Origin of the sequence: Streptomyces xanthophaeus (genome assembly GCF_000725805.1) — a bacterium.
Lineage (GTDB): Bacteria > Actinomycetota > Actinomycetes > Streptomycetales > Streptomycetaceae > Streptomyces > Streptomyces xanthophaeus.
Window position 1 is genome coordinate 412,812 of sequence record NZ_KL647132.1, and the last position, 14,439, is coordinate 427,250.

The following is a 14,439-nucleotide window of genomic DNA, read 5'->3' on the forward strand; positions in this document are numbered from 1 at the left end:
CCGTCGTGCTGTCGGTGTTCCGGAGAGCGGCCGCCCGGCCGCCACGGCGCTCAGCCCGGGATCAGGCCGTCGTCCTTGAGCATCTCCTTGACCTCGTCCAGCGTCGCCTCCGGGGCGGGCAGGATCAGCTCGGAGGGCTCCAGCGCCTCGTCGGGCAAGGGCTTGCCCAGGCGCCGTACGGCTTCGAGCAGGGCGCCCAGCGTGCGCCGGAAGCCTTCCTCGTCGCCGCCCTCCATCTCAGCGAGCAGTTCGTCGTCCAGCTTGTTCAGCTCGGGCAGGTGCTCGTCGCCGAGCTCGACCTGGCCTTCCCCCATGATGCGGACAATCATGACGGGCCCCGTCCTACTGCTTGTCGAACCGGTGCTGGCTCTGGGAGGGCTGCGCGGTGCCCTGGGCGCCGCCCTCGATGGCCTGCTGCTGCGCGGACGGGCCGCCCGCCAGCTCGGCCTTCATCCGCTGGAGCTCCAGCTCCACGTCCGTACCGCCCGACAGGCGGTCCAGCTCGGTCTGGATGTCGTCCCGCGCGAGGCCGGACTGGTCGTCCAGGGCCCCGGAGGCCAGCAGCTCGTCGATCGCGCCCGCGCGTGCCTGGAGCTGGGCGGTCTTGTCCTCGGCCCGCTGGATGGCGAGGCCGACGTCGCTCATCTCCTCGGAGATGCCGGAGAAGGACTCCGCGATCCGGGTCTGCGCCTGGGCCGCGGTGTAGGTGGCCTTGATGGTCTCCTTCTTCGTGCGGAAGGCGTCCACCTTGGCCTGGAGCCGCTGGGCGGCGAGGGTCAGCTTCTCCTCCTCGCCCTGCAGGGTCTGGTGCTGCACCTCCAGGTCGCTCACCTGCTGCTGGAGCGAGGCGCGGCGGGACAGGGCCTCGCGGGCCAGGTCCTCGCGGCCGAGGGCGAGGGCCTTGCGGCCCTGGTCCTCCAGCTTGGCGGACTGTCCCTGGAGCTGGTTCAGCTGCAGTTCCAGGCGCTTGCGGGAGGTCGCCACGTCGGCGACGCCGCGGCGCACCTTCTGCAGCAGCTCCAGCTGCTTCTGGTACGAGTAGTCGAGGGTCTCGCGCGGGTCCTCGGCCCGGTCAAGGGCCTTGTTCGCCTTCGCGCGGAAGATCATCCCCATACGCTTCATGACACCGCTCATGGGCTTCGCGCGCCCCCTTCTAGACGGACTGTGCTCCAGGTCACCAACAGAACCCACAGTACGGGCCCTGTCTCCATTACCGCACTGTTCGAGAGCGGATGCGCTCCTCCTCCAGGACGACTACGCCCGCGCCGTGTCAGGCGTAAGGAGTAGGTGCGCCCCCGACGGATGCCGGGAGGAGGACGGGCCCACACGCGAGAACCGTGTACCCGAAAGACGCGCGCCGTTGCCGGATCGTTCCCCGCCGGGGTGGGGCCCATGCCTTCCACCACGTAGGCTTGGGTTTTGTGTTTGGTAGCCGCTCCTCCAAGGAAGAGAAGGCCGCCGCCACCGACAAGGTGAGCGCCGACCTCTCGCAGCCCCGTGACCCGCAGGCCCCGAAGGGCCGCCCTACGCCGAAGCGCGCCGTGGCTCAGTCGCAGCGCAAGGCCGTGGTGGCCTCGACCGGCAATCGCAAGGAGGACGCAAAGCGAGCCCGTGAACGCCGCCGGGTAGAGATGACCAAGCAGCGCGAAGCGCTGGCCAACGGCGACGAGCGGTACCTGCCCGTCCGGGACAAGGGCCCGGTCCGCCGGTACGTCCGCGACTTCGTGGACTCCCGCTTCTTCGTCGCCGAGCTGTTCCTGCCCCTGGCCGTGGTCATCCTGGTGCTGAGCATGATGCCGGCGCCGGCGGTCAAGAACATCGCGCTGCTGCTGTGGCTCGGCGTGATCGCCCTGATCATCGTCGACTCCGCCGGCCTGGTGTTCCGCCTCCGCAAGGCCCTCATCGGCCGCTTCCCGGACGAGCCCCGCCGCGGCGCCATCGCCTACGGCCTGATGCGCACCCTCCAGATGCGCCGGCTCCGTCTGCCGAAGCCGCAGGTCAAGCGCGGGGAACGGCCCTGAGCCGAGTAAAGCCCGGACCGTCGGGAGACGGCTTCGCGGAGGGGGCCCGGCTCTGGCTCGAAGGCTTGGGGGGACTGCGCAACGCCGTCCGCCAGGAGCTGGTGGGCCGGCAGGTCGACGAGCAGATCGCGCACCGCTTCCCGGTGGGACAGCGGCTGCGCGTGCTCGACGTCGGCATGGGCCAGGGCACCCAGGCGCTTCGCCTCGCCCGCGCCGGGCACAAGGTCACGGGCCTGGAGCAGGACCCCGGGATGCTGGCCGTCGCCCAGGAGGCGCTGGCCGGGGAACCCGCCGGGATCCAGGACCGCGTCCGCCTCATGGAGGGCGACGGCCGCGAGACCGGCGCCCACTTCCTGCCGGGCAGCTTCGACGTGGTGCTGTGCCACGGCGTGCTGATGTACGTGCCCGAGCCCGACGCCATGCTGGCCGGGCTGGCCCGGATGCTCGCCCCCGGCGGACTGCTGTCCCTGCTGGTGCGCAACGGGGACGCGCTCGCCATGCGGCCCGGCCTGGGCGGTGACTGGAAGGGCGCGCTGACCGCCTTCGACAGCGTCGACTACACGAACCGGCTGGGCCTCGAAGTGCGCGCCGACCGGCTGGCCGGGCTGACGGCCACCCTGTCCGGGATCGGTGCCCCGCTCCAGGCCTGGTACGGCGTACGCGTCTTCACCGACGGGACCGAGGCCGGGGAGACCCTCCCGCAGGACGAGGAGCTGGAGCGGCTGCTGGCCGCCGAGGACCGCGCCGGGCGGACCGACCCCTACCGGGGCGTCGCCGCGCTGCTGCACCTGTGCGGCGTCCGGGGGCAGTAGCCCCTCCCCCTCCGGGGGCGGACACCGGTGGGCCCGGCGGCTCCGGGGAATCCGGAGCCTCCGGGCCCGTCAGCCGTCGGGATCAGGCGTCCAGGGCCGCGCGCAGGCTCATGGTGTAGAGCTCGGTGCCGCTGTCGTCGGACAGCTTGACCTGCTCCGTGCCGCCCTCCAGCAGCTCCTTCCACACCTCGCCGATCCAGGACTCGGCGTCCCCCTGCGTGGTGAACTCCTCCGGGACCACCGCCGGGCTGGTCTCGCTGCCGTCGGCCGTTTCGAACCGCCACGTCCACGCCATGTCCGCCTCCGTTGCTCGTCCGCTGCTCGCACGCTTCTCGTCTTGAGTGTGCCCGCAGAGTAACCGGGCGCGCAGCAGTCTCGGCGACGCGGGAGGATCATCCTGTGGAACTCACTCTGCTCGGCACCGGCACACCCGAGGGCCTGCCCCGCCCCGGCTGCCCCTGTGCGGCCTGCGCGGTCTCCGTCGGCACCCGCTCCCGCGCCGCAACGGCCGTACTCGTCGACGGGGCGCTGCTGCTCGACCTCACCCCCGGGGCGGTCCTGGCCGGCGCCCGGGCAGGCCATTCGCTGGCCGGCGTACGGCAGGTCCTGCTGACCCACCCGCACGACGGGCCCGCCGTGGAACTGCCGCCCGGGCTGCCCGCGGCCGGGCGGGTGCCGGACGGACGGGAGCTGTCGGTGATCTCCGGGCACCGGGTGCGGGCGGTGCCGATGGACGCACCGGGCACCGGGTACGAGGTCACCGGGCCGGACGGGAGCCGGCTGCTTTACCTGCCGCCCGGCGGCGCTCCGGCCGGTACCAATGGCGTGACCGGGCAGCGCCCGTACGACATGGTCCTCGCGGACGTGCTGGGCCGGCCCGAGGCGCTGGCGCGGCTGCGCGCGAGCGGTGCGGTCGGTCCTTCCACGGACGTGATCGCCGTGCACCTGGACCACGACACACCGCCGGGCCCGGAGCTGGACCGGCGCTGCGCGGCCGCCGGGGCCCGGGCGGTGCCGGACGGCACCACCGTGCTCGTCGGCGAGTACCGCGCCGTGCCCGCCCTGCCGCGCCGGACCCTGGTGCTGGGCGGGGCCCGGTCGGGCAAGTCCTACGAGGCGGAGCAGCGCCTCGCCTCCTTCCCCGAGGTGGTGTACGTGGCCACGGGCGGCACCCGTGACGGGGACGCGGAGTGGGCGCAGCGGGTCGGGCTGCACCGGGAGCGGCGGCCTTCGACCTGGCAGACCGTGGAGACGTGCGAGCTGGAGCCGCTGCTCGCCGGTGCGGGACCGCCGCTGCTCGTCGACTGCCTGGCGCTGTGGCTGACGGACGCGATGGACCGGGCCGGGGCCTGGGACGACGCGATCTGGGCCAAGGGCGGCCGGCAGCAGCTCGGCGAACGGACCGCGGAGCTGGTGGCGGCCGTCCGCGCGACCCGGCGCACGGTGGTGCTCGTCAGCAACGAGGTGGGCTCGGGCATCGTCCCGGCGACGGCGTCGGGGCGGCGCTTCCGCGACGAGCTGGGCCGCCTGAACGCGAGGGTGGCGGGCGAGTGCGAGCACGTGCTCCTCGTGGTCGCGGGGCAGGCCCTCGCCCTCAAGGAATAGCGGCTCCCCAAGAGGCCCCGTACCGGCCGCGGCCCCTGCCACGGCCCGTGCCACGCCCCGGTGCAGGGCCTCTTGGGGAGGGCCTCACCGGCTGTACGCTTCGGCAGATGAGCACGCTGAATCTCGACGACTTCTCCGATCTGATCGAGCGCCCCGACGGGGGCGTCCGGCGTGACGCCGAGGACCGCCGTGAACGGCTGGCCGTGCCGCCCGGCGCGCTGGGCCGGCTCGACGACCTCGCCGAGTGGCTCGCCGCCGCGCAGGGGCAGGTGCCCGTCCGGCCGGTCGAACACCCCCGTGTCGTGCTGTTCGCGGCCGACCACGGGATCGCCTCCCGGGGCGTCTCCGCCCGGTCCGCCGCCGGGGGCCACGAGCTGGTGCGCGCCGTACTGGACGGGACCAGCCCCGTCGCCGTCCTGGCCGGGCGGGCCGGTGTGCCCGTACGCGTCGTGGACGCCGGGCTGGACTGCGATCCCGGGCTGCTGCCCGAGGACGTGGTCAGGCACCGGGTCCGGCGCGGCAGCGGGCGGATCGACGTCGAGGACGCGCTGACGGCCGAGGAGGCCGAGGCGGCCCTGCGGCTCGGGATGCGGATCGCCGACGAGGAGGCCGACTCCGGGACGGACCTGGTCGTCCTCGGCGACCTGAGCGTCGGCGGGACCACGGTCGCCGCCACCCTGGTCGCCGCCATGTGCGGGACCGACGCCTCCGTGGTCACCGGCCGCGGCGGGCAGCCCATCGACGACCTGGCCTGGATGCGCAAGTGCGCGGCGATCCGCGACGCGTTGCGCCGGGCCCGCCCGGTCCTCGGGGACCAGGTCGCGCTGCTGGCGGCGGTCGGCGGGGCGGACATGGCCGCGATCACCGGCTTCCTGCTCCAGTGCGCGGTGCGCCGTACGCCGGTCATCCTGGACGGCGTGGTCTCGGCGGCCTGCGGCCTGGTCGCCCAGCGGGCCGCCTTCCGGGCCCCCGACTGGTGGCTGGCCGGGCAGGCGAGCGGCGAACCGGGCCAGGCGAAGGCCCTGGACCGGATGGCACTCAACCCTCTCCTCGACCACGGCGTCTCTGTGGGCGAAGGTACTGGGGCCCTGCTGGCACTCCCCCTGGTCCAGGCGGCCGCCGCGCTCGCGGCGCAACTCCCGGAGAGGGCAGCGCCGGAGCCGACGGAATGAGCCACCGGGACCACCGGCCCTGACCAGGCCGTGGTCCCCGGACCGCGCACCCGTGGACGGTGGCGCCCCATATGATCGCTTTTTATGGGAGAGGTCCGTTTGACCAGCGCAGAGACCGCCCGGGGCGCCGCACAGGCACCCGGTCCGGCGTCCGGCAGGAAAGAGACCGGCGGCGACCCCGCCGGCAAGGGGGCGGGGGGCGGCCGGGAGACCGGCAGGGGAAGCACCCGTTCACGGCGCGGCGCCGCCTTCGCGGTCTGGTACCTGCGCGCCGTCACCTTCGTCAACTTCCTGAGCGCGGTGTGGCTCTCGCTCGGGCAGGACCTGCGCCGCCACAACACCGCCGACTTCTACACCCCGTACCTGCTCACGGCGGGCTTCGCCTCCGGCCTGTTCTCGCTGCTGCTCGCCGTCACCATGGGGCGGCGCAAACGCGCCGCCTGGATCCTGAACCTCGCGGTGAGCGGCGCCCTGCTGCTCGCCTTCGCGGTGGCGGCCTTCGCGCCCTGCACCGGCGGCGAATGGAACATGTGCTACCCGGAGTTCCGGGACCACGCCCAGAACTGGGTGTCCCTCGGGCTGACCGCCGCCTTCGTCGGCGCCCTCCTCCTGGGACGACGGGAGTTCTACGCCCGGGGCGACCGCTCCAACCCCGCCCTGGCCACCGTCGTCGCCGCCGCGGGCCTGCTGGTGACCTCGCTGGTCGCGGCCCTGCTCGTCGGCGTCACCAACACCGACCCCGACGCCTCCGAGGCCACCTTCCTGGCCCGCTGGCGGTACGGGGTGATGCGGCTGATCACCCTCGCCCCGGACAGCCGGATCCACAACGCCATCACCCCGCCCGGCTGGGTGGACGTCGCCATCAACTTCATGTCGATGATGCTGCTCCTCGCCGTGCTGTTCGCGGCCTTCCGTTCGCGCCGGGCCGTCGACCCGATCACCGCGGAGGACGAGGAGCGGCTGCGGGCACTGCTCGCCAGGCAGGGCGAGCGCGACTCCCTCGGCTACTTCGCGCTGCGCCGCGAGAAGTCCGTGATCTGGTCCCCGACCGGCAAGGCGGCCGTCACCTACCGCGTCGTGGGAGGGGTCTCACTGGCCTCCGGCGACCCGATCGGCGACCCCGAGGCCTGGCCCGGTGCCATCGATCCGTGGCTGGCCGAGGCCCGCGAGCACGGCTGGGTGCCGGCCGTGATGGGGGCGAGCGAGGAGGCCGGGCAGGTCTACGCCCGGCACGGGCTGGACGCGCTGGAGCTCGGCGACGAGGCGATCGTCGAGACCGACGAGTTCACCCTGGAGGGCCGTGCGATGCGCACCGTCCGCCAGGCGTACAACCGGGTCAAGCGGGCCGGGTACACGGTCCGCATCCGCCGCCACGCGGACATCCCGGCCGGGGAGATGGACCAACTGGTGCGCCGCGCCGACGACTGGCGCGACGGTGCGACCGAGCGCGGCTTCTCGATGGCGCTGGGCCGGCTGGGTGATCCCGGTGACGGCCAGTGCGTGATGCTGGAGTGCACCGACGGCCGGGGCGAACTGCGTGCGGTGCTGTCCTTCGTGCCGTGGGGACCCAAGGGCCTGTCGCTGGACCTGATGCGCCGTGACCGGGACTCCGAGAACGGCCTGATGGAGTTCATGGTCATCGAACTCCTGGAACGCTCCAAGGAGATCGGGATCACCCAGGTCTCGCTGAACTTCGCGATGTTCCGGTCGGTCTTCGAGCGCGGGTCCCGGCTCGGCGCCGGTCCCGTGCTGCGGATGTGGCGCTCGCTGCTCAGCTTCTTCTCCCGCTGGTGGCAGATCGAGTCCCTCTACCGGGCCAACGCCAAATACCGGCCGATCTGGGAACCGCGGTTCATGCTCTTCGAGAAGAGTTCGGACCTGCTGCGGATCGGCATCGCGGCGGGACGGGCCGAGGGCTTCCTGGAGGCCCCCGGCCTGCCGAAGTGGCTGCACCGCAGACACCTGGAGACCCGTCGTTGACAGCGCGGACCACATCCCCACTCCGGCGGTTCGCCCGCCGCGAGTGGGGGCCCCTGTTCTGGACCGTCCGGGACGCGCTCGTCCGCGACAAGTGGCGCGCCGTCCCGATGACCCTCGGCGCGGTCTGCCTGACCTCGCTCTTCCAGATCGTGCAGAACACGTCCTGGGGGTTCCAGCCGGTCCAGGACCTCGGGTCGGTCAAGGCCGTCGACCCGCTGTGGCTCGCCCTGCTGCGGACGCCGCTGTCGCTGTTCGTGCCCGCCCTGGACCTGCCGGTGTGGGGCGCGCTCGCCCAGATCCTGCTCGTCTTCGGGATCTCGGAGATCTGCATCGGCTGGTGGCGCACCCTGCTGATCGGCTACGTCGCCACCCTCGCCGGGACCACCTACGCGCGGATCGGGCTCTCGCTGGGCGCGGACCATCCCTTCGGCCTGCCCGACTCCGACCGCATCGTCAACGACACCGGCCCCTCGGCGGCGGTGGTGGGGCTCGCCATCTACGTGTGCTGGCGCTACGGGGCGTACCTGACGGGCGCGCTGGTGATCCTGGCCATGACCGGTGAGGTGCTGGTCAAGAACAACCTGGCGGGCAAGGAGCACCTGGCGGCCATCGCCGCGGTGATGGCGGTGTGCCTGGTCCGGGCCCGGTGGGGGCCGCGCCCCTCCCGCCTGCCGCTCGGGCGGCGGCCGCCGCCCCTGGACTCTCTCTGAACCGACGGAACAGGCCGTACCGTATCGGGGTGACGACAGACCTCGGGCCGTTCGCGCCCACCCGGCAGTGGATGCGGACCCATCCGCTGGCCACCGATGCCGTGCTGGCGTTCGGGGCCCTCGTCGCCATGGTGGTCGGCTCCTTCGCCGATCCGCACGGGCCGCACGGGCCCACCTTCGGGACCCGCACGCCCGAGCCGTTCTCCCTGCTGCTGATGCTGCTCGGCGCTTCCGCCCTGGTGCTGCGGCGGCGGCAGCCGCGCGCCGTGCTCGCCGTGACCTGCGGGCTCTCGCTGCTGGAGCTGACGACCGGGGAGCCACGGGCGCCCGTCGCGATGTGCACGGTGATCGCCCTGTACACGGTGGCCGCCCTGACCGACCGGCCCACGACCTGGCGGATCGGGCTGCTGACCATGGCGGGGCTGACGGGCGTGGCGATGCTGGCCGGACCGCTGCCCTGGTACGCGCAGGAGAACCTCGGGATCTTCGCCTGGACCGGGATGGCGGCGGCGGCCGGGGACGCGGTGCGCAGCAGGCGGGCCTTCGTCGACGCCATCCGGGAGCGGGCCGAACGGGCCGAACGGACCCGCGAGGAGGAGGCCCGTCGGCGGGTCGCCGAGGAACGGCTGCGGATCGCCCGGGACCTGCACGACGTGGTGGCCCACCACATCGCCCTGGTCAACGTTCAGGCGGGGGTGGCCGCACACGTCATGGACAAGCGGCCCGACCAGGCCAAGGAGGCCCTGGCCCACGTACGGGACGCCAGCCGGTCGGCGCTGAACGAACTGCGGGCCACGGTGGGGCTGCTGCGGCAGTCCGGCGACCCGGAGGCGCCGACCGAGCCCGCGCCCGGGCTGGCCGTGCTCGACGAGCTGGTGGACACCTTCCTGCACGCCGGTCTGCCGGTGCGGGTGATGCTCCAGCTGGGCTCCGCGGACCCCGCGTTGCCCGCGGCCGTGGACCTGGCGGCGTACCGGGTGATCCAGGAGGCGCTGACCAATGTGCGCAAGCACGCGGGTCCGGGGGCCAGGGCCGAGGTCAGCGTGGTGCGGGTCGGCGCCTCGGTGGAGGTGACCGTACTGGACGACGGGGGCTCCGCCGCGGACGGGAACCCGGAGCCGGCCGAACCCGCCGAGTCCGGCGGCGGGCACGGCCTGCTCGGCATGCGCGAGCGGGCCACCGCCCTCGGCGGGTCCTGCTTCGCGGGGCCCCGGTACGGCGGCGGCTACCGGGTCCACGCGATCCTGCCGGCCTGACCGGCTTGACCGGCCGCTGCCGCGCGGCTCAGCAGGCCTTGCGCCAGGCCCCCAGTTCGTACTTCTTCTCCAGGGAGCTCAGCTTCAGTTCGCGCGCGTGCGCGCAGAACCGGGACGCCGGCAGTTCGTACTCCACGTGGAACACCGCCTTGCCCGCCTCGATGAAGGGGGTCAGGCGCTCGCACTCCCGGTACTCGGCGCACTGTTCGTTGACCGCGAAGTCGAAGTCGCCGACCAGCTCGGGGATCTGGTCGAGGTCGTTCTTCAGGCCGACCGCCAGGCCCCGGTCGTGGGCGAGCTTCGCGACCAGCCGGTTGTACGCGAGCTGGTCCCCGGCGGTGAGCGGGAAGCCCGAGGTGTTGCGGTAGGCGTCCATGTTGTCGGGTTCCACCGCGTCGAAGCCCTTGTCGCGGCACATGTCGAACCGCTTGGCCATCAGCGGCTCCAGCTCGGTGAGCCGCCGGATGTCCACCCAGCGTTCGCCCTCCCAGCCGTTGCCCCGGCCGAGCATGTCCTTCGGGAAGGCGTCCGCGTCGGGGCGGAAGTCCTCCCAGGCCCCGGTGGACAGGTAGCAGATCGTCCTGCGGCCGGCCTTCCGCAGGGCGCTGACCTGCTCCTTGGTGGTGGTGAACCCGTCGACGTCGTAGACGGGCACGTCCACGGAGGTGTCGAGCTTCCCGGTGAGCTGCCACTGCCAGCCCGTCCCGGGCCGGGGCTGCCAGCGCTCCCCCGGCGCCTGGTCGGGCCAGGGACCGGGCCCCTCCTCCTCCGGCTCCGGCTCGGCCGTGCACGCGGCGAGGAGGAGCAGCGGCAGGAGGAGCAGCAGCGGGGTACGGGCGCGCAGGCGGGCGCGGAAACGGTTCATCCCGCCGTCTCCAGGGCGTACGGGAGGGTCCCCCACGGGTGCGCGCCGGTCCCGGGGACCGCGCAGTGCACCCCGGCGCCGCGCTGGGTGGCCAGTTCCTCGGCGAGTTCGGCCGCGGACTCGCCGGGCGGGACGGCGTAGACGAGGTGGCAGAACCGCTGGGCGGGATGGTCGGCGGTCCAGGAGGGCGCCTCGGCCGCGTCCCGGTAGGCGTCCCAGGGTCCCTCGAAGGTGACGAGCAGGTCCGCGAGTGCGGCGTAGCCGGGGTGCGGGTGCACCCCGTGGTTGAGGACGAGGGTGCGGGCGCCCGCGGCGCGGGCCGCGACCGCGAGGCGCCCGTAGTGCGGCAGCAGTTCGGGGCCGGAGGCGGCCTGGTCGAGGAAGGCCCCGTCGGTGCCGTACCAGTCGCGGTGGCGCAGCAGGTCCTGCACCACCGCGGCGTGGGGGCGCCGCCCGTAGTCGGTGTCGGCGTATCCCAGCACGGGCACCCCGGCCTCGCGCAGCCGCTCGGCGACCCGTGCGAACCGTTCGTCGGGGGCCTCGCCCGGCCCGCTGTCGGGGTTGAGCACCACCGAGTGCAGCCGGCCCGCGGCGCTGATGAGCCTTTCCCAGGCGTCGGGCCGGTCGGCGGGGTGCTCGTAGAGGGGCACCAGCAGCATGACGTCCTTCTTCTCGTGCGTTCTCGTCAGAACCGTAGGGTCAGCGGTGCGCGGTCGCACGGCCGAGGAGCAGACAGACCAGTGCGGCCAGGGCGGCGGCGGCCGTGCCGGCCACCACCAGCTGGACCAGCCGGGGCTGCCCCAGCCCGGTCAGCAGGGCCAGGCTCTGCGCCACCGCGGCGGAGGCGCAGACCACGGCCGCGGGCCGGACCGCCCCGAAGGACTGCAGGAGCAGCCCGGTCCACATCACCGTGCCGAGCAGCAGCAGCGTGGCGACGCGGACCGCGGTGAGGCCCGGGGCGTCCGGCCAGAGCAGGGTGCCGGTCAGGCCCAGGGCCAGCAGCACCGTCAGGTACACGGCGAGGCAGCGGGTCAGGGTGACGAGCATCCGGCGCCAGAACGCCTGCGGCGAGCGGGCCGCCCGCAGGCCGGCCAGGCTGCCGCTGCGGAACCGGTGCAGGAGCCATTCGGCGGGGCCCATGCTGAGGGTCAGGGCCACCGCCGAGGGGGCGGCGACCGCCTCGGCCGGGCCTCCGGCGAGCACCTCCCCGAGGGCTGCGTACAGGACGAGCAGGCCGGTGCCGAGGCCGAAGACCCCGTAGGGAACGGAGTCCCCGAGCCGGGGTCCGCGGGGGCGCCTCTCCTCCTCGGCGCCGCGCAGCATCTGCCAGCGGACCGGACCTTCGAGGGCCTGCCGATCGGCCCAGCCGCGGATGCGGCGCGCGGCCCTGCGCAGCCCCTCGGCGAGCGGCAGCTCCCGTACGGCCAGGGTGCAGGCGGCGATCAGGGACACCACGAGCAGGGTCACCCGTACCGGCACGGGCAGGTCCACGAAGAGCGCGAGCACGGCTCCCGCGGCCATCGGGGCGAGTGCGCACAGCAGGACGCGTTCGCGGCCGAGGACGAGCAGGACGGTGGCGGCCCCGACGTAGAGCGCCTGTCCGGCGGCGAAGCCGTACGAGAACGGCGGTCCGCCGGGCACCGCCAGCGCGGCGGCGGTGCCCAGCAGGGATCCGGCGGGGGCGCCGAGGAGCAGGGTCCGTCCGGCGGCGGCCCGGTCGCCGAGGCCGAGCCAGGAATAGGCCCGGTGGGACAGGGTCTGGTCCCACACCCAGCCGATGAGGGCGCCCGCGAGCAGGGTCAGCGTCCCGGCGGGCAGGCCGAGCCGGTCCGGCGGGCCTTCGAGCAGGGGCGCGCCGAGCACGTAGGCCAGGCCGGGCAGCGCGAAGATCACTCCGCGCAGCAGGCAGGCCGTGAGGGAGACCTTCCAGGGGTCGGGGACGTCGACGGGTTCGGGGAAGGCGCGCGGCACCCGGGCGTAGAGCTCCTCGGCGAGCGCGAAGGAGTCGTGGCGGCCGTAGGTGAGCCGGATGTACTCGTCGGTCATGCCGTCGGACTCCAGGACGGCGGCGATCTCGTCCGGGTGGACGGCGGCGGCGACGAACCCGTCGAGGCGCTCGGCGAGTTCGTCCATCGGGTCCGCGGCCGGGCCCTCGCGGCGCGGCCGGGGGATGCCGGGCAGGGTGACGGGTCCCGCACCCGGCGGCGGGGCGGTGCCGCGGCGCCCGGCGGCCGCGTGGCCGGCGGGCACCCGGACGCCGCCCTGGTCGGGCCCCCGCAGCCACAGCGATCCGCTCACCAGGCACCTCCTTCGGCGGCGTCCGCCTGGGGACGGCCCAGGGCGGCGAGTTCGCGGTACCAGGGGGCGGCGAGCCGCTGGGTCCAGGCGTCGCCCTCGTGGACGGGCAGGACGGGCTGGCCGGCGAGTTCCCGGTAGATGTGCCGGAAGCCGTCCACGGACTGGTGCAGGGTGAACTTCTCCACCACCCGCCTGCGCGACATCCGGCCGAGTTCGGCGCGGCGTTCGCCGTCGCGGAGCAGGGCGAGGGTGGCGCGGGCCATGGTCTCCGGTTCGCGCGGCGGGACGACCAGGCCGGTGTCGCCGACGGCCTCGCGCACGCCGCCGACATCGGTGGAGACCGTGGTGCGGCCGCAGGACATGGCCTCGATGATGCTGAAGGGGAAGCCCTCGCTGATGCTGGAGAGCATCACGACGGTGCCGGCCGCGTACGCCTTGGCGACCTGCTCGATGCGGCCCTCGTACGTGATCCCGTCGGACACCCCGAGTTCGGCGGCGAGCTTCTCCAGGCGGAGCTTGTACCCCTCGCAGCCGGCCGGGACGGGCCCGAAGAGGCGCAGTCGCAGGGCGGGCAGTTCCTCGCGCATGAACGCGTAGGCGCGGATGAGGGTTTCGAGGTCCTTGATGGGGTCGATGCGTCCGCACCAGCTGAGGGTGGGCACCTCGGGTTCGGGTCCGGCGTCGGGGAAGGCGTGCGGGTCGACCCCGTTGTAGACGGTGCGGATGCGCTCGGAGTCGGCGCCTCCGCGCTCTTCCCAGCGGCGGTTGTACTGGTTGCACGGGGTGATCAGGTCGGCCTGCCGGTAGCCCTCGGTGTTGAGCTCGCGGTAGAAGCCGAGCATGAGGGCCTTGACGGGCCAGCGCTGTTCGGCCGTGCGGTAGCCGAGGTAGCGCTCGCGCAGGTAGATGCCGTGCTCGGTGAGGAGGAAGGGGACGCCGTCGAGGTACTTGGCGGCGAGGGCCGGGAGGGTGGCGAGGCCGCTGCTGACGGCGTGCGCGACGCTGTCGGGCGGGATGCGGACGGTGAGCGGCCGCAGAGCGTGTTCCAGCAGGTCCGTGGCGGTGAGGGCGTCGTGGATGGTCGGCGCCGCGTCGGCGGTGACGAGGCCGGGGCGGGTCCAGACGGTCATCAGCAGGCGCAGGACGGACTCGGAGCGCAGGGCGGGGGCGAGTTTCCCGGCCCGGGCCAGGAGCGCCAGTTCGCGCAGGGCCTCGGAGAAGCCGGGGCGGGAAGGGGCGGCGGGGCCGGTGGGGCCTGATGGGCCGGTGGGGTCGCCCGGCGGTGTGAGCAGGGCCAGCAGGAAGGCCTCGTAGACCTCGGTGAAGCGGCGGAGGGCCTTGCCCCGCAGGGCCGTCCGGCGGCCGCGGCCGAAGGGGAGCCGGCCGGCGGAGGCCGGAGGCGGGCCCCAGAGCGGGACGGCGGTGTGGCGGTAGACGTTGCGCGGGAGTTCCCAGGTGACCGGCTCGCGTCCGGAGCCGGTCAGGGCTATGACGTTGAAGTCCACCTCCGGCATGCCGCGGACCAGTTGATCGCACCAGGTGCTGACGCCTCCGTGGACGTGCGGGTAGGTGCCTTCGGTGAGCATGGTGACGTGACGCCCATGACTCATACGGTGTGTCCCCCCAGGACGGAAAAGGGGCCGGCGCCCGTGGGTTTCGCGGAGCGCCGGCGCTAGTGGTACTGGTGGAGGCCTGCCGGAGGCCTGGCTGTGGCCGGTCC

The 14,439-nt window shown here is 73.8% G+C and carries 14 protein-coding genes; 7 read left to right on the forward strand and 7 right to left on the reverse strand.

The window, feature by feature from the left end; all coding sequences use genetic code 11:
• Nucleotides 1–50: 50 nt before the first annotated feature.
• Both pspAA and IO30_RS0131255 read right to left on the reverse strand, forming a co-directional pair.
• Complete coding sequence (gene pspAA, locus IO30_RS0131250) at nucleotides 51–329, reverse strand: PspA-associated protein PspAA (protein ID WP_031148561.1); 279 nt, start codon at nucleotides 327–329, stop codon at nucleotides 51–53.
• Nucleotides 330–342: 13 nt separating this feature from the next.
• Nucleotides 343–1,134: a PspA/IM30 family protein gene (locus tag IO30_RS0131255; protein WP_078904332.1), complete on the reverse strand. Its 792-nt coding sequence runs from the start codon at nucleotides 1,132–1,134 to the stop codon at nucleotides 343–345.
• Nucleotides 1,135–1,412: 278 nt separating this feature from the next.
• Here IO30_RS0131255 and IO30_RS0131260 point away from each other — a divergent pair, with 278 nt between their 5' ends.
• Complete coding sequence (locus IO30_RS0131260; protein ID WP_107065210.1) at nucleotides 1,413–2,021, forward strand: DUF3043 domain-containing protein; 609 nt, start codon at nucleotides 1,413–1,415, stop codon at nucleotides 2,019–2,021.
• A 65-nt stretch (nucleotides 2,022–2,086) separates the two neighbouring features.
• Complete coding sequence (locus tag IO30_RS0131265) at nucleotides 2,087–2,833, forward strand: class I SAM-dependent methyltransferase (protein ID WP_031148566.1); 747 nt, start codon at nucleotides 2,087–2,089, stop codon at nucleotides 2,831–2,833.
• Nucleotides 2,834–2,915: 82 nt separating this feature from the next.
• Here the strand turns inward: IO30_RS0131265 and IO30_RS0131270 are convergent, their stop codons facing one another.
• Nucleotides 2,916–3,128 carry a hypothetical protein gene (locus IO30_RS0131270; RefSeq protein WP_031148568.1) on the reverse strand — a complete coding sequence of 71 codons (213 nt, stop codon included), beginning with the start codon at nucleotides 3,126–3,128 and terminating at the stop codon, nucleotides 2,916–2,918.
• A 104-nt stretch (nucleotides 3,129–3,232) separates the two neighbouring features.
• Between IO30_RS0131270 and IO30_RS0131275 the strand changes: the two genes are divergently transcribed.
• From IO30_RS0131275 to IO30_RS42310, 5 genes are all read left to right on the forward strand, one after another.
• On the forward strand, nucleotides 3,233–4,438 hold the full coding sequence (locus tag IO30_RS0131275) for a bifunctional adenosylcobinamide kinase/adenosylcobinamide-phosphate guanylyltransferase (RefSeq protein WP_031148570.1): 1,206 nt from the start codon (nucleotides 3,233–3,235) through the stop codon (nucleotides 4,436–4,438).
• Between the two features lie 107 nt (nucleotides 4,439–4,545).
• Nucleotides 4,546–5,610: a nicotinate-nucleotide--dimethylbenzimidazole phosphoribosyltransferase gene (cobT, locus tag IO30_RS0131280; protein ID WP_031148572.1), complete on the forward strand. Its 1,065-nt coding sequence runs from the start codon at nucleotides 4,546–4,548 to the stop codon at nucleotides 5,608–5,610.
• 84 nt (nucleotides 5,611–5,694) lie between these two features.
• Nucleotides 5,695–7,590, forward strand: a complete 1,896-nt coding sequence (locus IO30_RS0131285; RefSeq protein ID WP_031148574.1) for a phosphatidylglycerol lysyltransferase domain-containing protein — start codon at nucleotides 5,695–5,697, stop codon at nucleotides 7,588–7,590.
• Nucleotides 7,587–8,300, forward strand: coding sequence for a hypothetical protein (locus IO30_RS46500; protein WP_031148576.1), 714 nt, complete (start codon nucleotides 7,587–7,589; stop codon nucleotides 8,298–8,300). The genes IO30_RS0131285 and IO30_RS46500 overlap by 4 nt, the downstream gene beginning before the upstream one ends.
• A 71-nt stretch (nucleotides 8,301–8,371) precedes the next feature.
• Entirely contained in the window at nucleotides 8,372–9,556 is a 1,185-nt protein-coding gene (locus tag IO30_RS42310) for a sensor histidine kinase (protein WP_107066947.1), read from the forward strand.
• Nucleotides 9,557–9,584: 28 nt separating this feature from the next.
• Here IO30_RS42310 and IO30_RS0131300 read toward each other — a convergent pair whose 3' ends face one another.
• From IO30_RS0131300 to pelF, 4 genes are read right to left on the reverse strand one after another with little or no spacing between them, the layout of a single operon-like run.
• Complete coding sequence (locus tag IO30_RS0131300; RefSeq protein ID WP_051859737.1) at nucleotides 9,585–10,421, reverse strand: endo alpha-1,4 polygalactosaminidase; 837 nt, start codon at nucleotides 10,419–10,421, stop codon at nucleotides 9,585–9,587.
• Entirely contained in the window at nucleotides 10,418–11,080 is a 663-nt protein-coding gene (locus IO30_RS0131305) for a spherulation-specific family 4 protein (protein WP_031148582.1), read from the reverse strand. Before IO30_RS0131305 ends, IO30_RS0131300 begins: the two co-directional genes overlap by 4 nt.
• Before the next feature lie 40 nt (nucleotides 11,081–11,120).
• Nucleotides 11,121–12,719: a hypothetical protein gene (locus IO30_RS0131310; protein ID WP_308443106.1), complete on the reverse strand. Its 1,599-nt coding sequence runs from the start codon at nucleotides 12,717–12,719 to the stop codon at nucleotides 11,121–11,123.
• The gene (gene pelF, locus IO30_RS0131315) at nucleotides 12,716–14,329 is read right to left on the reverse strand and encodes a GT4 family glycosyltransferase PelF (RefSeq protein ID WP_031148585.1); all 1,614 of its coding nucleotides are present in this window, start codon (nucleotides 14,327–14,329) and stop codon (nucleotides 12,716–12,718) included. The genes IO30_RS0131310 and pelF overlap by 4 nt, the downstream gene beginning before the upstream one ends.
• Nucleotides 14,330–14,439: the final 110 nt, after the last annotated feature.